This window comes from Saccharopolyspora sp. NPDC049426 (genome assembly GCF_040676935.1).
Taxonomy (GTDB): Bacteria; Actinomycetota; Actinomycetes; order Mycobacteriales; family Pseudonocardiaceae; genus Saccharopolyspora.
On the sequence record NZ_JBFAPZ010000015.1, the window covers coordinates 62,027 to 85,567 of the forward strand.

Here is a 23,541-nt window from a genome sequence, read left to right on the forward strand (position 1 = left end):
TCAGCGATAACTCAGAAAACATTGGCAAGATGCCTGCGTGGTTTCCGAACGTGATCGAGTGGATGTTCGCGGCACCGGCTGGTTCGTGGTCCTCGCCTATGCACCTGCTTGGTTGCTGAGCACACCGCTGTGGCTGACCGGTGAGGGACTGTCGTGGGAATGGGCGCCGGTCGCTCTCACCCTCGTGATGCTCATTCCCGCCGTCGCGGCAGTGGTGGTCACCAAGTGGATCAGTCCCAGCAGCGCCCCGTTGCGCGAGTTGGGACTCACCAACCCCGGCGGGATCAAGAAGTGGTGGAGATACGCCGTCCTGGGGTGCGTCGGTCCTCTGCTGGCAGTGCTGCTCGCCTTGCTGGTCGGCTACCTGCTCGGCGTCTACAAGGCGGACTGGACCGGTTTCTCGGGACTCGTCGAGCAGTTCGGAGCCACCGTCGTCGGCGAGCAGAACCAGACATCACCGACGGCGCTCGCACTGACCCAGCTCGGCCAGGTCTTCCTGCTCGGATGGGTGCACACGTTGCCTGCGCTCGGCGAAGAACTCGGCTGGCGCGGTTACCTGACCAAAGCCCTGCTGCCGCTGGGACAGCCCGGTTCCTTCCTCACCACAGGTGTCCTGTGGGGGCTTTGGCACGCGCCGATCCTGCTCCTCGGATACAACTACCCGACGGTTCCGATCGTGGTGTCGTTCCTGATGATGGGCTGCTTCTGCGTGCTCGTGGGGACGCTGCTGAGCTGGCTGAGGCTCGCCTCCGGCAGCGTGTGGCCGGCCGCGATCGCACACGGCTTCCTCAACTCCGCGGGCGCGATGGCGGTGATCTTCAGCCAGGCCGGTCACCCGGTCGACAACGCCAGCGTCGGCCTGCTGGGATGGAGCGGCTGGATCGTGCTGATTCTGCTCATCCTCGTCCTGGTCATGCTCGGAAGGCTGCCCGTGCGCTTCCAGGTCGCCAAGGAAGGAATCAGCAAGGGGGTCGAGCGTCGCAGTCGCAAGGCATGAGCGGGGCAAGGGAACCTTTCCGCCACCCTGCTCCATCCGATCGCGAAATGTGCGTGTGCTGGTCCTTTGGCGTGAAAGCATTGGGGCATGGTGACGAGTCTGCTGCCCTCCACCCAGCGCGTGCTGCTGCGGCGCCTGGCCGTGGAGCAGAGTGAAAACCGTGTTCCTTCGCTGATCGCCGGTCTCGTGCGTGATGGAGAGACGGTCTGGTTCGGTTCCCGTGGCCAGGTGAACGATGCTCCCTCCACGACGGACACCCAATACCGGATCGGGTCGATCACGAAGACGTTCGTGGGCGTGCTCGTGATGCGTCTGCGCGACGAAGGCCGACTCGACCTCGTCGACAAGCTGGACGAGTACCTGCCGGGGACGTCGCTCGGCAACCGCAGCATTGGCGAGATCCTCAGCCAGTGCAGCGGGTTGACCGCCGAGCCCGCAGGACAGTGGTGGGAGCGCACCCCGGGTGGAAGCCCGGAGGAGCTGCTCGCCTCCGTCGACGACAGTGCGCTTCGCCCGACACCGCGCCACCAGTTCCACTACTCCAACGTGGGTTTCGGGATCCTTGGTGAACTGGTCGCCAGGCTTCGTGGCGCCCCGTGGCACCAGGTGATGGAGCGCGAGATCCTGCGGCCGCTCGGCATGCGCCGCACGACCTTGAGCCCCGTCGCGCCCCACGCGGAGGGATTTGCCGTCCACCCGTGGGCGGACGTGGTGCTACCGGAGCCCGCGGAAGACGCAGGTGCGATGGCGCCCGCAGGGCAGCTGTGGTCGACCTACGACGACATGGTCCGGTGGGCCCGTTTCGTCCTGGGCGACACCGGCGAAGTGCTCCACCCGGACACGGTGGCCGAAATGCGCGTGCCCGGATCGGTGGACGACGGGCCTGAATGGCGTTCCGGTTATGGGCTCGGTTTTCAGCTGATGCGACACAACGGTCGTCGCCTGGCCGGGCACAGCGGTTCGATGCCGGGCTTCTTGGCCAGCGTGTGGACCGACCCCGCCGAGAACGAGGCGGTGATCTTCATGGCCAACACGACGGCGGGAGTCACCGGGGCGCTGGGCACGGACCTGCTTGACGCCTTGGCCGAGCACGAACCACGAATCCCGAAGCCCTGGATCCCGCGACCGGACGTGGACATGGGGCTGCTGGAACTGACGGGGGAGTGGTACTGGGGCCCGTCGCCGCACGTGCTGCGCGTGCTCAGCAACGGACTCCTCGACCTCAGGCTCGGTCACGGCCGTCGAGGAAGGGCCTCGCGCTTCCGGCCGAACGGCGACGGCACCTGGACCGGTCTGGACGGCTACTACGCGGGCGAGATCCTGCGCATCGGCCGAGACGCCGACGGCACGCCCAACCACCTCAACCTGAACACATTCATCTTCACTCGCACCCCATACGCCTCAGACGCCCCGGTGCCCGGTGGCGTTGCGGGATGGCGGCCCGCAGGAAGCTGATCCGCGCAGCTTGGGTCCCTTCCTGCCAAAGATCCAGGACGAAGGGACCCAAGCTGCCCAGGCGGGCGCGACTATGCCGAGCAGAACCCGTGCGGCATGCTTGCGGTATGGCCGACGACCTGCCGATCACGAGTGGCTGGAGCATTCCGCCCGCAGAACTGTCCGAACGGTTCTCCAGGTCGTCGGGGCCAGGCGGGCAGGGAGTCAACACCACCGACTCGCGGGTGGAGCTTTCGTTCGACCTGGCGCGCTCGTCCTCGGTGCCCGAGCGACTGCGCGCACGGGCGCTGGAGAAGCTCGGGAATCGATTGGTCGATGGCGTGCTCACGATCACCGCCTCCGAGAACCGAGCTCAGCTGGCCAACCGCCAAGCCGCGCGGGAACGCCTCGCCGCGGTGCTGGCCTCCGCCGTCGCGCCACCCGCTGCGAAGCGCCGCCCCACCAAACCGACCAAGGGATCGCAAAGGCGACGACTCGCCGGCAAGAAACGGCGCGCTGAAGTCAAACGTCAGCGCAGACGAGGTGATCCCGGCGACGCCTGAGCTGCGAAGACCGCGTTCCTGGTTACTCTTGCGCACAGGTGAACGCAGGAGGGAACGAGCTGATGCGCACAGCATGGGTCATGCCCGGCGGCTCCACCTTCGGAGCCATCCAGGCAGGTCTGGCAACGGCACTGTTCGAGGCGGGCATCGTGCCGGATCTCGTCGTGGGAACCTCCGCGGGCTCGCTCAACGCGGCGTGGCTGGCCGGTGATCCGACCACGCGCGGTGCCGAGAAGCTGCGCGACCTGTGGAAGTCGATGCGGCGAGCCGACGTGTTCCCGATCCAGCCCACCAGGATCCTCGCCGGCAAGCTCGGTCTGTCCAACCACGTCATGGGCAACCACGGCCTGGCCCGCTGGCTGCACGAAACCCTGCCGTTCCGCAGGCTGGAGCAGGGCGCGATCCCGCTGACGGTGACCGCGACCGATCTCGACACCGGTGATGCCGTCTACTTCGAAGACGGCCCTGCCCTGCCACCGCTGGTGGCGTCGTGCTCGATTCCTGGGATGTTCCCTCCAGTCGAAGTCGGTGGACGCTGGCTCGTCGACGGTGGACCTGCCGCGTTCATGCCCATCAGCCGCGCGGTTGAGCAGGGAGCACAACGGGTGTTCGTGCTCCCCTGCGGCGGTACTGAGCCTTTCGAGTTCACCCAGGATCGGCGCCGCGGGATCGGTTCGATCGCGACCTGGCCGCCGCCGAAGTCACCGCCGCGCTCGATCAGTGGTGTCAACGGAGCTGCTCTGGGCGCCGCGATGGTCTCCGCAGCACGACTGGACATGCAGGTCAACGCCCCGCGTTGCGAGTTGTACGTGGTGCCGGCTCCTTCCATCGTCGGTCTTTCGCCCTACTCCTTCGCTCACTCCGGGGCTTTGATCGACAGCGCCTGGCGCGTCGCCCGCGACTGGCTTCCCGCAGCCACACCCGTTCCGGCCGGGCACCCCGTCACCATCGCCGGAAGACCCGTCGGAGACGAGCAGTTCGGAATCACGGACTCGGCACCAGCGTTCTGAGGACGGTGCGGCTGAGCAACCGCCCCGCGCTCCACAGGGAACGGCGGCGCGGTCGCACAGCACGCGGTGGCGGCGGGCCGGAAGTGGGTGTCAGCGTCACGCGCAGGAGATCTCGTGGCGGTTCAAGACCGGATTTGTAGGCGCGCAGCGTCGCGCGGGGCACGGCTGTTCCCCGTCGGCTTCCGCTGTCCATCTCGGCCACGAGTTCTTCGAAACGGCACAGGTTCTCCGCCTTGATCGCCTCGAACAAGACCTGCCGGGTCAGTGCCGCCGACATGAAGGTGCGAGCACCGTCCATCACCGCGCGCACCGGCGGCGCCACCGGAATCCCTTCGATGAAAACGGGTTTCGGCAGTCGGGTGGTGCGCTCGAACCTGGTGCCCGCGTAGCTCTGGATCTTCTGGCGATGCGGGATGAGGACGTGGATGTCGGCCGATTCCGGAGGCGACTTCAAGCCGTGCAGGCGAGCCGCGTGCAATCCGGTGAGCATCGCGTGAGGCCCGGCGCGAAGCAGAGCAGCGTCGATGCGATCCCGCACCGTCGCAGGGCCGGGGGCGACGAGCACGATTCCTGGGGCCAGACGTGTCCACGGGCCGTCGGCACGAGCCCAGCGATAGGCCGTGGACTGGCTGATCCCGAGCTTGGTCAGTTCACTGACCCGGTACACGCGGCGGCGGAAGCTCAGAGCGGCGGCTTTGGCGGCGGTCGTCTTCTGCATGCGTAGAACTATCCGCATACTAGGCGCCGAATTCGTGTAGCAGGCACGGCCGATGCGTGTGTCGTGACCACCTGACCGGGTGATTAGCTGATTCTGGGTGGGTATGGGAACGTTCCGGTCAGTGCAGCCGGGCGGGATCGTACCCATACCCACCGAGAGAAGACCGCTCAGCGGGTGGCAGAAAGGCTCCCCTGCTCTTCCGGATGCTTCTGCATCCACCACTGCATCGCGTATTCGACCAACCGGATCAGAGATTGCTTGGTGGACTCACGGTTTCGGGCGTCGCAGGTGACGATCGGAACGTCCGCCGGGATCGCCATCGCCTCGCGAACCTCCTGAACCCGGTGCTGCAGGTTGCCGTCGAAGCAGTTGAGCCCAACGATGTAGGGCAGCTTCCGGTCCTCGAAGAAGTCGATGGCCGAGAAGCAGTCGGCCAGCCGGCGCGTGTCGACCAGGACGACCGCACCGATCGCTCCGCGCACCAGGTCGTCCCACATGAACCAGAACCGGTGCTGACCAGGTGTGCCGAACAGGTAGAGGATCAGGTCCGAGTCCAGCGACAGACGGCCGAAGTCCATGGCCACCGTCGTGGTCTGCTTGTTCGGGGTCGCATGCAGGTCGTCGATGCCGTGGCTGGCCTCGGTCATGACCGCTTCGGTGGTCAACGGCACGATTTCCGACACCGAACCGACGAATGTGGTTTTGCCGGCGCCGAAACCACCTGCGACGACGATCTTCGCGGAGGTGGTGTTCGGGGACCTGCGGGGGTATTCAGGTCGGGCTTGCCTATCAGGATTCATGTCTGCCCACTTCAGTCATCAAGTCAATGCTGGGTGTCTGCGTTCGGCGCGCTGCCCAGGAGACCCGCGCGCTGGGGGAAGTCAGAGTCGGCGAAGTCCGCTCAGGACCCGTTCCATCAACAAGAAGTGCGACGAGCTGCTGTTGTCGCTGACCGTCTCGTGCACCGTGACCAGACCTAGATCCGCCATGTCGCCGAGCAGGACCTTCGCCACGCCGAGTGGAACTCCCAGCATCGCGCCGACCTCGGCGATCGACCGCGGATGCTGGCAGATCTCAGCGACGGCGTGGTGCTCGGTGCGCTGCAACCTCTCCGGCGTGCAGAAATCGCTCGCCGAAACCAGCGTTTCGAGCTCCAGGTGGTGGTTGGACCTGGTTCGTCCACCGGTCCACGCGTACGGGCGGATGGAGGTGGACATCGCTTCACCGGACGGCGAAGCGTCCCGTGCGGTCTGAGAACCGGCCGCACTCGAGGGAACGGGGTTGCCGCGACCACCGGTCGGCTGTGGTGCTGTGGATGGGCCGGGGGAGGCCGACCGCGCCTGGGAGGCGTCCTTGACCTCCTCCGACTCGGTCGTGCTCTGGGGCCCGGGATCCTTCTGAGCACGCTTCCGGCGCCACCCGCGTCTACCGCTGTCCAGGGTGAACCCGTTGAAAACCTCCGCCACGCTGTCGCTTTCCGGCGAGCCGGAGGGGCGCCGCCGGTGTTGCCCGGTCGGGTCCGGACCTTCGCTCATCTTCGCCTCACACCGACTGTCCGGTCATCACTCGGCTTGTTCCCTGCAGCTGAGAACGCAGCTCCGGCGTCAGGATCTGGCCGACGCGCTCGACCAACAAGGTCATCTCGTAGGCGATCAGACCCATGTCGCACTGCGGCGCCGCCAAAACCGTCAAGCAGGAGCCGTCGCTGATCGCCATCTGCAGCATCAGACCGCGCTCCATCTCGACGACGGTCTCGGTGACAGCGCCCGCCTCGAAGCACCGAGCCGCACCCTGCGTGAGGCTGAGCAGGCCGGACGCGACGGCGGCGAGCTGGTCTGCGCGGTCGGTGGGGAGTTTCGCCGAGGCGGTCAGCAGAAGTCCGTCAGCCGAGACGACGACTGCGTGGGCAACACCGGGAACCCGCTCGGTGAAGTCCGTGACGAGCCAACCGAACTGGCTCGGCTGGGAATTTTGGGCGTTCATGGCGCCTCCTTTCCTCCTAACTGATTCGGGGATCACCGGGTCTCATCCGTTGACGGCTGTGGGCCGCGAAGGCTGTGCTTGCCCTCGCGGACACCGCGTTGGAAGCTGGCCAACCGTCCGCGCGTCACGTCGGCGTCGCGCGGTGATGTGGCGGTCGAATCGGTGACCGATCCCGATACCAGCTGGGCTCTGGGGGTCCGGCGTGGCAGACCCGACGGCGTGTACTGCGGGGCCTCGTTCCCGGCCTGCGGCTCCGCCGTCTCTGCGCTGCCATCCTCGGGTGGGGCCTGCTGGGTGGTGGCGGACTGTTCCGCGCTCGTTGCCGCGACGTGCGAGGCTTGGTTCAGACGGTGACGGCCACGCTGGACGCCTGCTTGGAAGCTCGCCAACCTGCCTCGCGCCCGGTTGGGGTCACGCGCAGGACGGAGTTCGTCGCTGTCCGTCCGGTCAGCGCTGCCTGCGACCAGGTTCGCCAGCGGGACCCGCTGGGGCAGTCCGGACGAGGTGAAGTCGGTCGGCTCGGAGGCCGCGACCTCCTCGGCGCGCTGCTGACCCTCATCGCTGGCGAAGGTCCAGTCACGGGAGTCCACCTCGCCGCCCGTGCTGGGGGCCTCATCGGAGGAAGGGGCCCTTTCATCCAGCTTCACGACCGGCAGGATCACGGTGACCGGGGTGTCGTCGATCTCGTCGGGCCAGCGGAACTTGGGTTCCGCGTCCGGGTCGCCGTCCTCCCGCTCCAGGAACCACACCGACGACAGCTCGTCGAGGATCGCCTCCGGGGTCTCGGGAACCTCCATCTCAGGCGGCGGCTCCGCGGAGGCTTCCTCGGTGCTGAAGAGCTCGTGGGACGAGTCTTCGTCATCGGCACTGCGGAAGAGGTGGAACCCGTTGTGGGTCGGCGGGTTGCTGATCGCGTCCTGTTCGGCTGCCTCCCAGTCGAACTGCCTGATCAGCGTGTCGTCGTCGTGCCCGGGCCGGTAGACGCCGTTGGTGCGCGGGGCGGGGAGCGAGACGTCGTCGATCAGCAGGTCCGGCCGGAGGGTCATGGACACGCGCAGGCCCGTGTCCTTCTGACCGGGCATCAGCTCCACCCGGATGCCGTGTCTGAGTGCCAGGCGGCCCACCACGAACAGGCCCATGCGTCGCGACGTGGACTGCTTGATCTCCTCGTCGGAGTTCAGGCGCTGGTTGGCTTCCGCGAGTTCGTCCTGGTTCATGCCGATGCCGTCGTCGTCGATGTCGATGCGCAGCGAGCCGTCGCGGTCTCGCTGTCCCGACACCACGACCTGGGTCTGCGGAGCGGAGAAGTTCGCGGCGTTGTCGAGGAGTTCGGCCAGCAGCCGCACCAGATCGCTGGCCACGTACCCGACGATCTTGGTGTCCGGTAGTTGCAGCACGTTGACCCGCGGGTAGTGCTCGATCTCCGACACGGCGGCGCGCAGCAGGTCGGCCGGCGTGGTGGGGCGGGTGAAGCGACGTGCCAGATCGGCGCCGGAGAGCACCATCAGGTTCTCGTTGTTGCGGCGCATCCGGGTCGCGAGGTGGTCCAGCTGGAACAGCGTTGCCAGTTGGTCGGGGTCCTCTTCGTCGCGTTCGAGCTGCTCGAAGAGTCGAAGCTGACGTTCGAGCAGGCTCTGGCTGCGTCGCGACACGTTGATGAACGAGTCGCTGTAGCTGCGGCGGAGTTCTGCCTGCTCGGTGGCGAGGGTGACCGCCTGGGTGTGCACGTCGTCGAAGGCTCGGGCAACTTCGCCGACTTCGTCGGTGGTGTTGACCGGCACCGGCTGGACGGCCTGTGTCGCGTGTCCGGCGCGGATGTCGGCGACGGCGTTGGGGAGCTGGTGGTTGGCGGTGTCGAGCGCGCTGTGCCGCAGCATTTCGAGCGAGCCGAGCAGATGCCTCGCCACCATGACCACGATCGCGCCGGCGATCAGCAGTGCGGTGAGCAGGATGACCGATTCGAGACCGGCGAGGTTGCCCGCGGTGTCCTGCAGGCTGAACGCGGTTTGGTGCAGCTGCTGGTCGAGCTGGGCCTGCAGCGTGTTGAGCGCCTGGGCTGCGGTGCTGGACTGTTCCTTCCACGTCGCGGTCGACACCAGGTGCGAGGACAGGGTGGATCGGGTGTTGTTCTGCTCGGCCATCGCCAGCTGGACCGAGGTTTCCCGTGCCGGCACCTGAGGATTGGAGTAGAGCTGGTCGTAGCGGACGCGCTGCTGCGGGTCGGCTGCGGCGCGGAACTCCTTGACCGCTGCGGTGCGGCGGGCCTCGCTCGCGGCCAGGCGGGTGAGGTTGTCACTGGTGAACTCGTCGCGGGACAGGCCGGTGAGCACCAGGGCCTGTTGCAGCTGGACCTCTTCGCTGATCTTGGCGAGCTCGTGCACGGTGGTGGCGGTGGCCACCAGTTCCGAGGACGAGATCTGGCTGATCAGTGTCCGGTCCAGCGCGAGCATCACGTCGATGAGCTCGGTGTAGGAGTTGGCGGTGATGCCGGGGTCGACGCGTCCGCCGAGCACGAGCTTGCGGATCGGCTCGAGTTCGGTCGACTGCCGTTCGGTTTCCTGCTTGGCGTACTGAACGGCGTCGCTGTCCGGTGCGGCGTTCAACAGGCGTTGGGTCTCCGCCAGCGCCTTGTCGGAGGCGGCGAAGCGGTTCCTGACGTCGGCCTCGGTCACCTGGCTGCGAACCAGGAATTCGGCGGACTGAGTGCGTTCCTCCTGCAACCTGTCGACGGCGGTGCGCACGGCGCGGCCGGCTGAGACGACGCGGTCCATCTGCTCGTAGTTGCTGGCTTCGGTGATCTGGCCGCGAATCTGAAGGACGCCCAGCACGATCGCGAAGATGACCGGTACCAGAACGACAGCGGCGATCTTGACCGGGAGTTTCCAGTTTTGCCACGTGATGATTCGGGACGTGGCGCGCGACCACATGGATGCCCGGGTCGCGTTCGCGGGCGGGTCTTCTACTCCGCTGCTCACGACGCAGTCCTTTCCCGCGCGGTCGAAGCTTTCATCGCCAACTGCGCGTTCGTGTGGTGGGCAGGCCGGCCCGCCTCGGGGTGTGCGCGGCAGGTCATCGTGGTTGGCGGCGCTGCCTGCGTTTCGGGGGTTTTCGCGGGTGGCCGTGCGGTCTCGACGGCGGTATTTCGAAGTGCCTGCGATGTCGGGGGTGATCGCGGTGGCATCGAATTCGCATACCGGTCGTCGGCGTGCAGAACACTACCTCACCGGAATGATCTACTTTCTGCATTGAATTCAGCGCTCTGACCAGTGCATTCGGGTCGATGGAGATCATCTTCACGGGTGTGGGGGAGCTCGTTGGGCACTTTGGACACTGATCGTGTTCATTGCCGCGAAGGCGGGATGCGCTTTAGTCACCCGATGGAGAGAATCTCTACGGCTGGGTGACAAAGGGGTCGAATGTCGTGGGAATGTGCCCTTGCCTGCCCCGTGTTACCCTCGCCTAACAAGCCGGTTGATCAGCAAAAATGGTCCCGCTCGGCCTCATTTTGCGAGGTGGCCTGGTTCGGCTCCCTCCTCGAGGAGGTATGGCTTCTCGTCAGGTCTAATCACGGTTAGTGATCATCGGATTCATCAGTTGGTGTGGTGTGTCGCTGCCATGGTCCAGATGAAGCGGAATGATCGTTAGACTCCCGCCCTGGTTGGCATCGCAAGTCGTGCGGTCACCGACTCCTGCGGAATTCGGGATCAAGGAAGATCGCGAACGGCTGCGGGAGCTCGGACGAAGTTGGGGGACTTTGCGGCATCGGCGCAGAACACGTCGATGTGATGTCCGATTGCTTGGAAGGATGCATGCGCAACGCCACCCAACCCCCGCCGCCGTCTCGACAAACCGAAGCGACCTTCGGTCAAATCGACAAATCCGCCAGGCGAACCGATCTCGCGGTACCCGGAGACGCAGGGCCCGACTTTCCCAACATCGCGCGCAGTGCGGAATTCCGCGAATTGCGCGGCAAGCTGCGCAGGTTCACGTTCCCGATGACGCTCGTGTTCGTGGTCTGGTACGTCGGATACGTCGTCCTCGCCGCGTACTTCCCGGATTTCATGGGGATTCGGCTGTTCGGCGCCGTCAACATCGGACTCGCCCTAGGCATCGGCCAGTTCGTCAGCACCCTCGTCATCACGGCCCTCTACCTGCGCTACGCGGCCAAGGAGATCGACCCTCGTGCCGAGGAGCTCTACCGCCAAGCCACCGGAGAGGAGCGGCCGTAATGGACACCAACCCGATGCTCAACATCAGCATCTTCGCGGCGTTCGTGCTGCTCACGCTGTTCATCGTCTACCGGGTGAGCAGCACCGGCTCCACCACCGACTACTTCGCAGCGGGATCGCAATTCACCGGTGCGCAGAACGGCATCGCCCTGTCGGGCGATTTCCTGTCGGCCGCCTCGTTCCTCGGCATCGCGGGCGCCATCGCCGTGCACGGCTACGACGGTTTCCTCTACTCGATCGGATTCCTGGTCGGATGGTTGGTGAACCTTCTCCTGGTCGCAGAACTCCTGCGCAACACAGGCCGATTCACCATGGGCGATGTGCTCAGCTACCGCATGAAGCAGCGCCCGGTGCGGGCTGCCGCGGCGGTGTCGACTCTGATGATCTCCTTCATCTACATGATCGCGCAGATCGCAGGCGCTGGAAGCCTGGTGGCGCTGCTGCTCGACGTGCACAGCGCGGCCGGTCAAGCCCTGGTGATCGCCGCCGTCGGCGCGCTGATGATCGTCTACGTGCTCGTGGGTGGGATGAAGGGAACCACCTGGGTGCAGATCATCAAGGCGGTCGCCCTGATGCTGTGCGTCGCGCTCATGACGTTGTTCCTCATGGGCAAGTTCGGGTTCAGCATCACCTCGTTGCTGCAGCACGCAGCGGAGAAGAACCCGCTCGGTGAGCGGATCTTCTCCCCAGGAGCCCAGTACGGGAAGAGCGAGACCACCAAGCTCGACTTCGTCTCGCTGTCCTTGGCGCTGATCTTCGGCGTAGCCGGTCTGCCGCACGTGCTGATGCGCTTCTACACGGTGCCCAACGCCGTGCAGGCGAGGCGGTCCGTGGTGTGGGCGACCGTCACGATGTCGGTGTTCTACCTGTGCACGTTGGTGATCGGGTACGGGGCCGGGGCGATCAGCGGCACGGATTCGATCCTGGCGGCCCCTGGCGGCGAGAACTCCGCGGCGCCGCTGCTGGCCTACAAGATCGGCGGAACGGTGCTGCTGGGTGTGATCGCCGCAGTCGCTTTCGCCACGATCCTCGCCGTGGTGGCGGGTCTGACCTTGACCGCATCGGCATCCTTCGCCCACGACGTGTACGCCAACGTCTTCAAACGCGGGCAGGCCGAACCGGAGGCCGAGATCGGGGTGGCGCGGCTGACGGCCCTGATCATCGGTGCTACCTCGATCATCGGCGGCATCCTGGTCAACGGGCAGAACCTCGCGTTCCTGGTGTCGCTGGCCTTCGCCTTCGCCGCGTCGGCGAACCTGTCGACCTTGCTCTACTCGCTGTACTGGCGGCGGTTCAACACCCGGGGGACCTTGTGGGGGATCTACGGCGGCCTGGGTATCTGCCTGTTCCTGGTGATCTTCTCCCCGGTGGTTTCGGGAACCCCGACCTCGATCGTGCCCGGTGTCGACTTCGCCTGGTTCCCGCTGAAGAACCCCGGTTTGGTGTCGATCCCGGCGTCGTTCTTGTTCGCCTACATCGGCACCCTGCTGGGAGAGCGCGAAGACGATGACCGCACTGACGAGATGGAGGTCCGGTCGCTGACCGGCATCGGAGCTTCTTGATCGGCTGTACCGCGCATGGGAACCTTCCTGCCACTTTCCCGGCAGGAAGGTTCCCATGCTCCGGGCGCGGCAGCTTCGAACCGGCCCGGATCGAGCCCCTCTCACGGTCCTGCAAGACACCCATTTTGAGCAGAGCGCGACGTATGGTGGGTCGGCCAAGTGACCGAGTCGGAGAGGGAGGAGTGGCATGAGTTCCGCGACCCAGAGCTCGTGGGAGCCGGTGCGCAAGGTCCGGACTTACGAACAGGTCATGGCGCAGATCGAGCAACGCATTCTCGACGGGCGTCTTGCCCCCGGCGACCGCCTTCCCAGCGAGCGAGAGTTCGCGCAGCTCCTCGGAGTCAGCCGGCCGTCGCTGCGGGAAGCACTGCGCGTGCTCGAAGCGCTGGGGATCGTCGACGTGCGGCCTGGCCGCGGCCCTGACGGCGGGTGCGTTTTCCTCGGCCACCCCGGCACCGGTTTCTCAACGCTGCTCAAGATGCAGCTGACGCTCGGTCACTTCAACGGCGCCGACGTGCTGCGGACCCGGCTGGCGCTGGAGGAGTGGGCGCTGCTGGAGGCGGCTCGACACGCCACTCCCGCCGATCACCGCGCTTTGCACGCGATTCTCGACGAGATGGACTCCCCGCACCTCACCACGCGCGACTTCAACGCCCTCGACACCGAGTTCCACGTCCGGATCGCCGAGTCCACTGGCAATTCGCTGGCCGCTCACATGATGGAGTCGCTGCGCACGGCGATCCAACGTCAGATGATCGAGGTGTACGACCGCAGGGACGATTGGCGGGACACCTCGCGGTACGTGCGGCGTGAACACCGCGCGATCCTTCAAGCGATCGAGTCCGGTGACGGCGAACGCGCTGTTGAGCTGCTGCGCGGTCACATCAACGACTTCTACGAGCTCGACGAGCGCACCGGCTGAACCCCGGGCCTCGTGCGCCGATCAGTCCTGCTTGCGGACGCGGAGGCCGTCGAATGCGACCGCTGCGACGGTGTCGGCCAGCGTCTCCGCGTCGGCTCCCTGCCGGGGCCGGTACCACTCCACGAGTGAGTTGACCATGCCGAACAGCAGGCGTGCGGCGGTCGCCGGGTCGACGTCGGGGCGCAGGTCGCCGTCGGCAGCGGCCTTGCTGACCAGGTCGGCGACGATCTGGTCGAACTCCCGGCGGCGGGCCAGCGCGGCCTTCTCGACCTTGGTGTTGCCGCGAATCCGCAGCAGCAGGGTCACGAAGGGCAGTTGATCGACGAGCACGCCGACGCTGGCCCGCACCAGGTATTCGAGTTTGTCGATGGCGCGGCCGTCGATGGTCTCCAGCTTGTCCGCCTCGGCGAACAATCCGTCCAGCCCTCGGTTGACCGCGAGCCGCAGCAGTTCGTCCTTGCTGCGCACGTGGTGGTAGATCGCGGACTTGGTGATCTGCAGCTTGCGCGACAGATCTTCCATGCTGGTGCCGTCGTAGCCGCGTTCGTTGAACAGCTTGACCGCAACCGTGAGCAAGGACTCCAGGTCGTAGCCGGGGCGACCGCGTTTGGTCGCGCGGGTGCTGGGCGGTTCGGTCATGAGCGCATTATCGCAAGTCGTCTCAGTCGCGAGGGCGTTGGTCGATGACCCGGCGGAGCTTGCCCACCGAGCGCTCGAGGGAGCCTGGCTCGACGATCTCCACGCCGACGCTCACGCCGACACCGTCCTTGACCTTCTCGGCGATCTCCATCGGCGCCTTCTCGCGCCGCGCCGTGGTGGTCTCGGGCAGTGCCTCGACCAGCACGGTCAGCCGGTCCATCCGGCCTTGGCGGGTGAGCTTGAGCTGGAAGTGCGGGGACAGGTCGGCGGTGCCGAGCACGATCTCCTCGATCTGCGTCGGGAAGACGTTGACCCCGCGCAGGATGATCATGTCGTCGCTGCGCCCGGTCACCTTGTCCATCCGGCGGAAGGCGGGCCGTGCCGTGCCCGGCCGCAGCGCGGTCAGGTCGCGCGTCCGGTAGCGGATGATCGGCAATGCCTCCTTGGTCAGCGACGTGAACAGGAGCTCCCCGGTCGTCCCGTCGGGCAGCGGCACGCCGTCGATCGGGTCGACGACCTCGGGGTAGAAGTGGTCCTCCCAGACGTGCAGGCCGTCCTTGGTCTCGACCGCCTCTTGTGCGACACCGGGCCCCATCACCTCCGAGAGGCCGTAGATGTCGACCGCGTGGATGTCGGCGCGCTCTTCGATCTCGCGGCGCATCTGCTCGGTCCAGGGCTCGGCGCCGAAGATCCCGACCTTGAGGGAAGTGCTGCGCGGATCGATCCCCTGACGCTCGAACTCGTCGAGGAGCGTCAGCATGTAGGACGGCGTCACCATGATGATCTCGGGACGGAAGTCGTTGATGATCTGCGCTTGCCGTGCGGTCATGCCGCCTGAAGCCGGGACGACCGTCGTCCCCAGCTTCTCGGCGCCGTAGTGGGCGCCGAGGCCTCCGGTGAACAGCCCGTACCCGTAGGAGATGTGCACCTTGTGCCCTGGGCGCCCGCCTGCGGCGAAGATCGATCTCGCGACCACGGTGGCCCACACGTCGAGGTCGGATTCGGTGTAGCCCACGACCGTCGGCTTGCCGGTCGTTCCGCTGGAGGCATGCACCCGGCGGACCTGGTCCTGCGCAACGGCGAACATGCCGAAGGGGTAGTTGTCGCGCAGGTCCTGCTTGGTGGTGAAGGGAAACTTCTCGAGGTCGCTCAGTTCTCGGCAGTCATCGGGGTGCACGCCCGCGTCGTCGAACTTCCTGCGGTAGAAGGGAACGTTCGCGTAGGCGTGGCGCAGCGTCCACTGCAGGCGCTCGAGCTGCAGGGCGCGAAGCTCGTCGGTGCTCAGCCTTTCGGCCGATGAGAGGTCGTCGATCGGCGGCGCGTCGCCAAGTCGGCGGGCGCTCGGCACTTCGTTGTGCGTGGTCGTCATGGGGAGGAACTCCTCAACGCTTGATCTGGCCGACGGTCCGGCTGCGACCGCGGAACTCCGCGACGACCTCCGGCCCGGCAGGGGTGTCCCGGTGCACCGTGACGTCGTAGATGCCGTTTCGGCCGTATTGAGTTCGTTCTTGCGCGGTCGCCACCAGCTCGTCGCCGAGGAACGCGCTCGTGACGAACGAGATTTCCGCTCCGGCGGCGACGGTGACAGGCCCGTGGCTGTTGCACGCGGCTGCGAATGTCGTGTCGGCGAGCAGGAAGACGTAACCGCCGTGCGTGATGTCGTGCCCGTTGACCATCTGTTCGGTCACCCGCATCCGGGCTACTGCGTTGCCGTCGTGCGCTGCGGTCACGACGATGCCGAGCGACGTCGAGGCGACGTCGGATTCGAGCATGGTCCTCGCGGAGTCGCTGAGTCGGTTCGCCGAGCGTGACACCGGGTTGCACCGCCTTCTTACTGACCGAATGGACGGTAATTAAATCTGCCCAAGTAAAAGTCAGTGCGCAAACGGATGTCAAGACCGGCGGTACCGGATGGATCCCATCCGGTACCGCCCTGCTCCGGTCGTTGCATCCGCCTGCGGCATGAGCTCAGCGTAGGCGCGTGCGCTTGATCGTGGGCCTCGCGACGAGTTCGGGAGGGCCTGCTGGGCGATGCCTGAGCAAGGGAGCCTTCATCGCCCTCCGGTGCCGATGCGCGAAAGGCGACCTTGCTCGCGTCCTCCGTTCGGGCGGGGCGGATCGCGCTGTTGCCACTTTCGCTCCCCGGCGTTGCGCGCTAGCATTAATTCCCGACCGTTCGGTTAGTAATTCTGGAGGGCGAGGCACGATGGCTCAAGGTGCGAGCAAGGTTCTGCGCAGCTACACCAGTGGCGGCTGGAGGGTGGGCGAAGCCGAAGGAGCGCCGCTGCACGACGCCGTCACGGGCGCCGAAGTCGCGCGGATCAGCTCCGCCGGCATCGACATGGCCGCAGCGCTCGAACACGGGCGCGCGGTCGGTGGGCCGGCGCTGAGGGAACTGACGTTCCACCAGCGTGCAGCCCTGCTCAAAGCGCTGGCCTCACACCTCCGCGAGCACCGCGAAGAGCTCTACGAACTGTCGGCCAGGACCGGCGCCACCCTCGGGGACTCCAAGTTCGACATCGACGGCGGGATAGGGGTCCTCTTCGCCTACTCCAGCAAGGGTCGGCGGGAACTTCCCAACGACACCGTCTACGTGGAGGGGAACGTCGAACCGCTCAGCAAGGGCGGCACCTTCCTCGGCCAGCACATCGCCACGCCGCTGCGTGGCGTCGCAGTGCAGATCAACGCCTTCAACTTCCCCGCGTGGGGGCCGCTGGAGAAGTTCGCCCCTGCCTTCCTCGCCGGCGTGCCCAGCTTGATCAAGCCGGCCAGCCAGACCGCCTACCTCACCGAGAAGCTCGTCGAACTGATCGTGGAGTCCGGGCTCATTCCCGAAGGGTCGCTGCAGCTGATCAGCGGAAGCGCAGGGGACCTTCTCGATCACGTGACCGGACAGGACCTGGTGTCGTTTACCGGCTCGGCGTCCACCGCGCAGAAGCTGCGGGCTCACCCTGCCATCGTGCGCAACTCGGTCCGCTTCAACGCCGAGGCCGACTCGCTCAACTGCTCGATCCTGGGCCCGGACGCCAAGCCGGGGACCGCGGAATTCGACCTCTACGTCAAGCAGCTGGTCACCGAGATGACCGTCAAGGCCGGTCAGAAGTGCACTGCGATTCGGAGGGCGTTCGTTCCGGCGGAACTGCTCGACGACGTCGCCGAGGCGGCCGGTGAGCGCCTGACGAAGATCAAGATCGGAAATCCGAGCAACCCTGACGTTCGCATGGGCGCGTTGGCGAGCCTCGAACAGCGCGAAGAAGTCCGCCGATCCCTGAAGGCGTTGCAGGGAGCGGGCAACATCGTCTTCGGCGACCCGGAGCAGGTCGAGCTGATCGACGCCGACGCCGAAAAGGGAGCCTTCATCTCACCGGTGCTGCTCAAGGCGGACCCCGATCGGGCAGAACCGCACGAGGTCGAGGCGTTCGGACCCGTGTCGACGCTCATGCCCTACACCTCGGTGGAGCAGGTCGTCGACTACGCCGCGCGCGGGCAGGGGAGCCTCGCCGGCTCCGTGGTCAGCGGGGACGCCGTGTTCGCCCGCGACGTCGTGCTCGGTGTCGCGCCCTGGCACGGCCGACTGCTGGTGCTCGACGCTGATGACGCGAAGGAGTCCACCGGACACGGTTCGCCGATGCCGGCACTCGTGCACGGCGGTCCCGGCCGCGCCGGCGGTGGTGAGGAGATGGGCGGCATTCGCGGCGTCCTACACCACATGCAGCGCACTGCGGTGCAGGGCAGCCCAGCAGTGCTGTCCCAGGTCACCGGACGATGGGTGGAAGGAGCCCCTCGTGCCACCGACGGCGTCCACCCCTTCCGGAAGTCCCTGGCCGAACTGAAGATCGGCGACTCGGTGGTGGCCGGCCCGCGGCAGGTCACCGATGCGGACGTCGCGCACTTCGCGGAGTTCACCGGCGACACCTTCTACGCGCACACCGACGAAGACGCAGCGCGGGAGAACCCGCTGTTCGGTGGCATCGTCGCGCACGGATACCTCGTCGTCTCCTTCGCCGCGGGACTGTTCGTGTCGCCTGAGCCCGGACCGGTGCTGGCGAACTACGGACTGGAGAACCTGCGGTTCCTCACGCCCGTCAAGCCCGGCGACGCACTGACCGTGACCTTGACCTGCAAGCAGATCACGCCCCGCGAGAACGCCGACTACGGCGAAGTCCGCTGGGACGCCGACGTGACCAACGACGACCAGGAATCCGTCGCCAAGTACGACGTGCTCACCCTGGTGTCCAAGGAGAAGCGATGACAGCGACGTTGTCCGACCAGGAACTCGAGGAGCACTTCGAGCGCACCATCGACAAGGACCAGCGGCTCGAGCCGCGGGACTGGCTTCCCGATGACTACCGCAAGACGATGGTCCGCCAGATCGCCCAGCACGCGCACTCCGAGATCATCGGCATGCAGCCGGAGGGGAACTGGATCACGAGGGCGCCTTCGCTGCGCCGCAAGGCGATTCTGCTGGCGAAGGTCCAGGACGAGGCCGGGCACGGCCTGTACCTGTACTCAGCGGCCGAGACGCTCGGTGGCGACCGGCAGGACCTGACCGAGAAGCTCATCACCGGCAGGCAGAAGTACTCGTCGATCTTCAACTACCCGACGTTGTCGTTCGCCGACGTCGGCGTGATCGGCTGGCTCGTCGACGGCGCGGCGATCTGCAACCAGGTGCCGCTGTGCCGCTCCAGCTACGGCCCCTACGCCAGGGCGATGATCCGGATCTGCAAGGAGGAGTCCTTTCACCAGCGGCAGGGTTACGAACTGCTGATGACGATGATGAAGGGAACTCAGGCGCAGCGGGACATGGTCCAGGACGCGGTGAACCGCTTCTGGTGGCCGTCGCTGATGATGTTCGGCCCGCCGGATGCCGAATCGTCGCACACAGAGCAGTCGATGCTCTGGAAGATCAAGCGCCACACCAACGATGAACTGCGGCAACGCTTCGTCGACATGACCGTCCCGCAGGCCGAGATGCTGGGCGTGACGCTGCCGGACCCCGACCTGGAGTGGAACGCCGAACGCGAGCACTACGACTTCGGCGAGGTCGACTGGAACGAGCTCAAGCAGGTCATCAAGGGCAACGGGCCGTGCAACACCGAACGGGTCGCCCGGCGCCGCAAGGCCCACGAGGACGGCGAGTGGGTGCGCGAGGCGGCAGCCGCGCACGCGCGCAAGATGACGGAGGCGAAGGCATGAGCCGGAGTGAATGGCCCCTCTACGAGGTTTTCGTGCGAGGCAAGCGGGGCTTGAACCACGTGCACGTCGGGTCCCTCCGCGCCGCCGACGACGAGATGGCCGTGCACCACGCGCGCGACCTCTACACGCGGCGCAACGAGGGAGTGAGCATCTGGGTGGTGAAGTCGTCCGCGATCACGGCCTCCAGCCCTGACGAGAAGGACCCCTTCTTCGCTCCCTCAGGGGACAAGGTCTACCGGCACCCAACCTTCTACGACATTCCCGACAACGTTCCCCACATGTGAGCCGACGATGTCCTTTGACAACGCCTACGAGGCACTCATCGACGCGCACGACGATTCGCGCTGGGCATTCGGCAGCGGGTTCGAAGACCCGCTGGCGGGAGTCGACACCTCAGTTCCGTCCGGTGTGGACGGTTCGGATCTGGCCGCCTACTGCCTGATGCTGGGTGACGATGCGCTGGTCCTGTCGCACCGGCTGCAGCAGTGGTGCACCTTCGCCCCTGAACTCGAGGACGAGGTCGCCATCGCCAACATCGGCCTGGACCTCCTGGGACAGGCCAGGTTGCTGCTGGCCCGAGCAGGCAAGGCGGACGGCAGCGGACGTGGTGAGGACGACTACGCCTTCTTCCGCGACGAGGACCAGTTCCGCAACGTGCGGCTCGCGGAGCTCGAACGCGGCGACTTCGGGCAACTCATCGCGGTGCTGCTGGTGCTGTCCACGTGGCGGCTCGCGCTGTTCCAGCGGCTGACCACCTCCCGCGACCCTGTGCTAGCCGCCATCGCCGACAAGGGCGTGAAGGAACTTACCTACCACCGCGACTACGCTGCTCAATGGGCGGTTCGCTTGGGCGATGGCACGGACTTCTCCCGTGAGCGCATGCGGGAGGCCTTGACCGCCGTGTGGCCGTACGTGGACGAGTTGTTCACCGCGCACGAGGTCGAAACCCGCCTGGTGGAAGCCGGTGTCGCGGTCGACCCCGCTGCGGTGCGCGAGGAGTTCGACGGCGTCCTCGCACAGGTGTTCCAGGCCGCGACGCTGGAACGCCCCGACCTGCCGGGCAAGGCAGGAGTCGCCGGCGGAACCGGCAGGCACGGTCGGCACACCGAAGCGATGGGATACCTCGTCGCCGAGCTGCAGAGCGTTGCCCGCGCGCATCCGGAGGCGACGTGGTGACCGCCAGAGCCGTCGCGGAGACCGTCCGCGATCCCGAACTGCCGATGCTCACGCTCGCCGACCTCGGCGTGCTTCGTGAGGTGTCCGAACAGGACGGTGCGGTGAAGGTGTCCATCACACCCACCTACACCGGCTGCCCGGCCATGGACACGATGCGCGACGACCTGGTTCACGCGTTGCAGGGAGCGGGGTTCGCCCGAGTCGAGGTGAGCACGGTGCTGCAGCCACCGTGGAGCTCGGACTGGATCAGCGAGCAGGGGCGCCGCAAGCTCGCAGAAGCCGGCATCGCACCACCTGGTGGTGTTCCCGCGCGCGGCCCCGGCCCGGTGCCGTTGTCGCTCCACCCACCTGAGCGAAAGGTTCCCTGCCCGCGCTGCGGCGAGGCGGACACCGAACTGCTGTCGGAGTTCGGAGCCACCGCGTGCAAGGCCATGCGCCGCTGCCGGTCGTGCGACGAACCGTTCGAACACGTCAAGGAGATCTGAGGTGACCGCGTCAACCAAGTCCCGGGTGCGGGGCGAATTCCACACGCTGACCGTCGCAGAGGTCAGCAGGCTGTGCGACGACGCCGTCGCGGTCACCTTCTCCGTGCCACCAGAGCTCCGCGGCACCTACGACTTCCGGGCCGGTCAGTCGCTGACGTTGCGTCGCGTGATCGACGGACGAGAAGAGCGGCGGTCGTATTCGATCTGCTCGGCCGAGGGGAGCTCTCCGCGCATCGGGGTGCGTGAAGTCCCCGACGGATTGTTCTCCACGTGGCTGGTCAACGAGGTTCGTCCCGGCGACGAGATCGAAGTCGGGGCACCGACCGGGGCGTTCAGCCCGAAGTCGGTACCGGGGCAGCACGTGCTGATCGGTGCCGGATCCGGCATCACCCCGCTGCTGTCGATCGCGGCGACAGTACTTCGGGACCCTTCAGCCACGGCGACCGTCGTCTACGGCAACCGCCGTACGGACACCGTGATGTTCGCCGACGAGCTCGCGGACCTGAAGGACCGGTATCCCGAGCGCTTGGAGCTGGTGCACGTTCTCTCCCGTGAACCGCGGGAGGCGGATCTGTTCACCGGACGTCTCGACGAGGAGAAGCTGCGCGCTCTGATGGCGCTGGTGCCCGAGGTCGGTGACGTCGACGAGTGGTGGTTGTGCGGTCCGTTCGGCATGGTCACCGGGGCGCAGCAGCTGCTGGGGGAACTCGGTGTGGCCGACCAGCGCATCCACCGCGAGTTGTTCTACGTCGACGACGTGCCTCCGGAACCTGTGAAGCACATCGACGCGGTGCCTTCGGGGGCGACCACCGAGGCCACGATCATCCTCGACGGTCGGAGCACGACCACCGCGTTGTCGCGGGAGATACCGGTTCTCGACGGTGCGCAGAAGGCGAGGCCCGACCTGCCGTTCGCCTGCAAGGGCGGTGTCTGCGGCACCTGCCGGGCGAAGGTCACCGAGGGAGAGGTCGACATGCGTCGCAATTTCGCGCTGGAAGAAGCGGAGGTGGCCGAAGGGTTCGTCCTGACCTGCCAGTCCGTCCCAGTCAGCGACGTGCTCACCGTCGACTTCGACTCCTGATCCGGTTCGGCGTGAAGCGCGCTGAGATCGGCTCTGTGCGAGAAGATCCGCCTCTGAACGGAGGGAACATCGTTCGGAGGCGGATCTTTTGTGCCGAGTGCGTTCAGAACTGCCGAGGGCCGCCCACGCAGTCTCACGACGAGCTGAGCGTTGCGCGGGCGTCTATTCAACCAGGCGTTGGCCAAGGGCGGGAGTGGTGTAGGTGTTGCGAATCGCGGTATTGATCGCGAACCCAAGGCCACGTTCAGCACCGAGATCACGTCGAGTCATGATTAAGACCTTAAAACGCAAGCTAAAGCAGGACTTTTGCTTATCCGCAACCGCTGGCGCCAGCGGGTGCTCTTTGACGGACTTTCAGGTGAGCAGGGCTTGACTCGGGCTGCCGGGTAAGGGGCAGCGCGGCGACGATACCGACGTAGGGGCGGCGCCGTCTGCGTTGATCATCGAACCTGGCGAGGGGAAACTAATGCGTTTGCTAGGAAAGATTGGAATGGTCGCGGCGCTGTCCGGACTGCGCTGAACAGCGCCGAATAAGCACGAATGAGACGAGAACTGAGGCGGCGGATTAGCGCCGGCTCAGGAGTTTGCTGGCGGTTCTAGCTCGGCACGTGCCTTTTTGTGCATCAACGGCACCAAGCGCTCTGATCACTACTTGCCGGGGCCCGACATTGGTCATCAGTCACGAGCGCGCCACTGATCAGCTCACCAACATCGATACTGGCGGCAGCTCCCGGCAGTTTCCTACCGCTCCCCGATAATCAGAACATCTCGTCCAATGCTGAGATGAACAGACCTACCCCGAACGCGCTGATTGTGAACAGGATTCGGTAAACCCTGCTCTCATTGGACAGTCGGGCAGCTACGTAGACCGCGGTGCCGAGGACCAGGACGCAGTACCAGGACGCGATGTCGAAAGCGAGATCCAGATTCAACGCGCCGAAGGTGGCAATGACCAGGAGCACGACCGGGATTCCGGCGACCGCCGCGACTGGCCAGTTTGCCGCCGCGATCCGCCCAAGAACCTCCCCCCTCTCGGGGTCCACGGCGATCCGCTGTGCCACGAACTCGGAGTACAGCCGGGCGAGGAACAGCACCGCCGCGCCACCAGCGATCGTCAGCGCGGCTTCCCCCGCCTCGGGGTGCTCATCGGCGAGGTAGTCGAGTGCAGCGAGCAGCACGATCGTTCCGTAGACCGCTTCGGCGATCCGCCTGCCCCGGTCTCGCTCGATCACGTGCTGCTCGGTGTTCAGCTTCGCACTCATGGCGGCTCCAACGTGACTCGGCTTGCGCGGTGGGCACCACGCCGTCAGGTCTTCAGGGTGAGCGCCGGGCTCGAGGTCGGTCCAAGACGCAGGCCTAGCCCTGCTACGCACGAAACCACACGTGCCGGTGAATAGTGGGCGGCCATGCCGATGGGCATTGGCGCTTAACTCGTCCGCCACGATTCGGACGTTATGCGCCCCTTCGAGTGATCGCGAGCGCCCACCAGCCGCCGGTGAGGGTTTGGTGCCAGGCATGTAGGACGCCGGGGACGGTTTTTGGTCAT

Annotated in this window: 22 protein-coding genes; 13 read left to right on the forward strand and 9 right to left on the reverse strand. The window is 66.2% G+C overall.

Annotation, left to right across the window (positions count from 1 at the left end; translation table 11 throughout):
• The first annotated feature begins 37 nt into the window (after positions 1 to 37).
• From AB0J78_RS27675 to AB0J78_RS27690, 4 genes are all read left to right on the forward strand, one after another.
• A complete protein-coding gene (locus tag AB0J78_RS27675; protein WP_363793986.1) occupies positions 38 to 997 on the forward strand; it encodes a CPBP family intramembrane glutamic endopeptidase in 960 nt (319 codons plus the stop codon).
• A gap of 87 nt (positions 998 to 1,084) precedes the next feature.
• Positions 1,085 to 2,452, forward strand: a complete 1,368-nt coding sequence (locus AB0J78_RS27680) for a serine hydrolase domain-containing protein (RefSeq protein WP_363793988.1) — start codon at positions 1,085 to 1,087, stop codon at positions 2,450 to 2,452.
• A gap of 107 nt (positions 2,453 to 2,559) precedes the next feature.
• Complete coding sequence (arfB, locus tag AB0J78_RS27685; protein WP_363793990.1) at positions 2,560 to 2,994, forward strand: alternative ribosome rescue aminoacyl-tRNA hydrolase ArfB; 435 nt, start codon at positions 2,560 to 2,562, stop codon at positions 2,992 to 2,994.
• Positions 2,995 to 3,056: 62 nt separating this feature from the next.
• Complete coding sequence (locus AB0J78_RS27690) at positions 3,057 to 4,004, forward strand: patatin-like phospholipase family protein (RefSeq protein WP_363793992.1); 948 nt, start codon at positions 3,057 to 3,059, stop codon at positions 4,002 to 4,004.
• On the opposite strand, the gene AB0J78_RS27695 is transcribed toward AB0J78_RS27690, so the two are convergent.
• The 5 genes from AB0J78_RS27695 to AB0J78_RS27715 form a co-directional block, all read right to left on the reverse strand.
• Entirely contained in the window at positions 3,979 to 4,722 is a 744-nt protein-coding gene (locus tag AB0J78_RS27695) for a hypothetical protein (RefSeq protein WP_363793994.1), read from the reverse strand. The genes AB0J78_RS27690 and AB0J78_RS27695 overlap by 26 nt on opposite strands.
• A gap of 167 nt (positions 4,723 to 4,889) precedes the next feature.
• Positions 4,890 to 5,522, reverse strand: coding sequence for an ATP/GTP-binding protein (locus tag AB0J78_RS27700; protein WP_363793996.1), 633 nt, complete (start codon positions 5,520 to 5,522; stop codon positions 4,890 to 4,892).
• An 81-nt stretch (positions 5,523 to 5,603) separates the two neighbouring features.
• Complete coding sequence (locus tag AB0J78_RS27705; protein WP_363793998.1) at positions 5,604 to 5,939, reverse strand: DUF742 domain-containing protein; 336 nt, start codon at positions 5,937 to 5,939, stop codon at positions 5,604 to 5,606.
• A 325-nt stretch (positions 5,940 to 6,264) separates the two neighbouring features.
• Positions 6,265 to 6,705, reverse strand: a complete 441-nt coding sequence (locus AB0J78_RS27710) for a roadblock/LC7 domain-containing protein (protein WP_132618957.1) — start codon at positions 6,703 to 6,705, stop codon at positions 6,265 to 6,267.
• A 32-nt stretch (positions 6,706 to 6,737) separates the two neighbouring features.
• Positions 6,738 to 9,680 carry a nitrate- and nitrite sensing domain-containing protein gene (locus AB0J78_RS27715; RefSeq protein WP_363794000.1) on the reverse strand — a complete coding sequence of 981 codons (2,943 nt, stop codon included), beginning with the start codon at positions 9,678 to 9,680 and terminating at the stop codon, positions 6,738 to 6,740.
• Between the two features lie 834 nt (positions 9,681 to 10,514).
• Between AB0J78_RS27715 and AB0J78_RS27720 the strand changes: the two genes are divergently transcribed.
• From AB0J78_RS27720 to AB0J78_RS27730, 3 genes are all read left to right on the forward strand, one after another.
• The gene (locus tag AB0J78_RS27720; protein WP_363794002.1) at positions 10,515 to 10,934 is read left to right on the forward strand and encodes a DUF485 domain-containing protein; all 420 of its coding nucleotides are present in this window, start codon (positions 10,515 to 10,517) and stop codon (positions 10,932 to 10,934) included.
• Complete coding sequence (locus AB0J78_RS27725) at positions 10,934 to 12,496, forward strand: cation acetate symporter (RefSeq protein WP_363794004.1); 1,563 nt, start codon at positions 10,934 to 10,936, stop codon at positions 12,494 to 12,496. Before AB0J78_RS27720 ends, AB0J78_RS27725 begins: the two co-directional genes overlap by 1 nt.
• Before the next feature lie 187 nt (positions 12,497 to 12,683).
• Positions 12,684 to 13,418 (forward strand): FadR/GntR family transcriptional regulator, encoded by a 735-nt coding sequence (locus AB0J78_RS27730; protein WP_363794006.1) that lies wholly within the window; start codon positions 12,684 to 12,686, stop codon positions 13,416 to 13,418.
• Between the two features lie 21 nt (positions 13,419 to 13,439).
• On the opposite strand, the gene AB0J78_RS27735 is transcribed toward AB0J78_RS27730, so the two are convergent.
• The 3 genes from AB0J78_RS27735 to paaI are packed head-to-tail and all read right to left on the reverse strand — an operon-like array spanning position 13,440 to position 15,829.
• Entirely contained in the window at positions 13,440 to 14,057 is a 618-nt protein-coding gene (locus AB0J78_RS27735; protein WP_363794008.1) for a TetR/AcrR family transcriptional regulator, read from the reverse strand.
• Positions 14,058 to 14,079: 22 nt separating this feature from the next.
• Positions 14,080 to 15,426: a phenylacetate--CoA ligase PaaK gene (gene paaK, locus AB0J78_RS27740; protein ID WP_363794010.1), complete on the reverse strand. Its 1,347-nt coding sequence runs from the start codon at positions 15,424 to 15,426 to the stop codon at positions 14,080 to 14,082.
• 13 nt (positions 15,427 to 15,439) lie between these two features.
• Positions 15,440 to 15,829 (reverse strand): hydroxyphenylacetyl-CoA thioesterase PaaI, encoded by a 390-nt coding sequence (gene paaI, locus AB0J78_RS27745; protein WP_363794012.1) that lies wholly within the window; start codon positions 15,827 to 15,829, stop codon positions 15,440 to 15,442.
• A gap of 434 nt (positions 15,830 to 16,263) precedes the next feature.
• On the opposite strand from paaI, the gene paaZ reads away from it, so the two are divergent.
• From paaZ to paaE, 6 genes are read left to right on the forward strand one after another with little or no spacing between them, the layout of a single operon-like run.
• Entirely contained in the window at positions 16,264 to 18,309 is a 2,046-nt protein-coding gene (gene paaZ / locus AB0J78_RS27750) for a phenylacetic acid degradation bifunctional protein PaaZ (RefSeq protein ID WP_363794014.1), read from the forward strand.
• A complete protein-coding gene (gene paaA / locus AB0J78_RS27755) occupies positions 18,306 to 19,253 on the forward strand; it encodes a 1,2-phenylacetyl-CoA epoxidase subunit PaaA (RefSeq protein ID WP_363794016.1) in 948 nt (315 codons plus the stop codon). The genes paaZ and paaA overlap by 4 nt, the downstream gene beginning before the upstream one ends.
• Positions 19,250 to 19,537 carry a 1,2-phenylacetyl-CoA epoxidase subunit PaaB gene (gene paaB / locus AB0J78_RS27760; RefSeq protein WP_132618937.1) on the forward strand — a complete coding sequence of 96 codons (288 nt, stop codon included), beginning with the start codon at positions 19,250 to 19,252 and terminating at the stop codon, positions 19,535 to 19,537. Before paaA ends, paaB begins: the two co-directional genes overlap by 4 nt.
• 7 nt (positions 19,538 to 19,544) lie before the next feature.
• Positions 19,545 to 20,429 (forward strand): 1,2-phenylacetyl-CoA epoxidase subunit PaaC, encoded by an 885-nt coding sequence (gene paaC, locus AB0J78_RS27765; protein ID WP_363794018.1) that lies wholly within the window; start codon positions 19,545 to 19,547, stop codon positions 20,427 to 20,429.
• Positions 20,423 to 20,914 (forward strand): 1,2-phenylacetyl-CoA epoxidase subunit PaaD, encoded by a 492-nt coding sequence (gene paaD, locus AB0J78_RS27770; protein WP_363794020.1) that lies wholly within the window; start codon positions 20,423 to 20,425, stop codon positions 20,912 to 20,914. The genes paaC and paaD overlap by 7 nt, the downstream gene beginning before the upstream one ends.
• A 1-nt stretch (position 20,915) precedes the next feature.
• Entirely contained in the window at positions 20,916 to 21,995 is a 1,080-nt protein-coding gene (gene paaE, locus AB0J78_RS27775) for a 1,2-phenylacetyl-CoA epoxidase subunit PaaE (protein ID WP_363794022.1), read from the forward strand.
• A 758-nt stretch (positions 21,996 to 22,753) separates the two neighbouring features.
• On the opposite strand, the gene AB0J78_RS27780 is transcribed toward paaE, so the two are convergent.
• The gene (locus tag AB0J78_RS27780) at positions 22,754 to 23,437 is read right to left on the reverse strand and encodes a hypothetical protein (RefSeq protein ID WP_363794024.1); all 684 of its coding nucleotides are present in this window, start codon (positions 23,435 to 23,437) and stop codon (positions 22,754 to 22,756) included.
• Between the last annotated feature and the right edge of the window lie 104 nt (positions 23,438 to 23,541).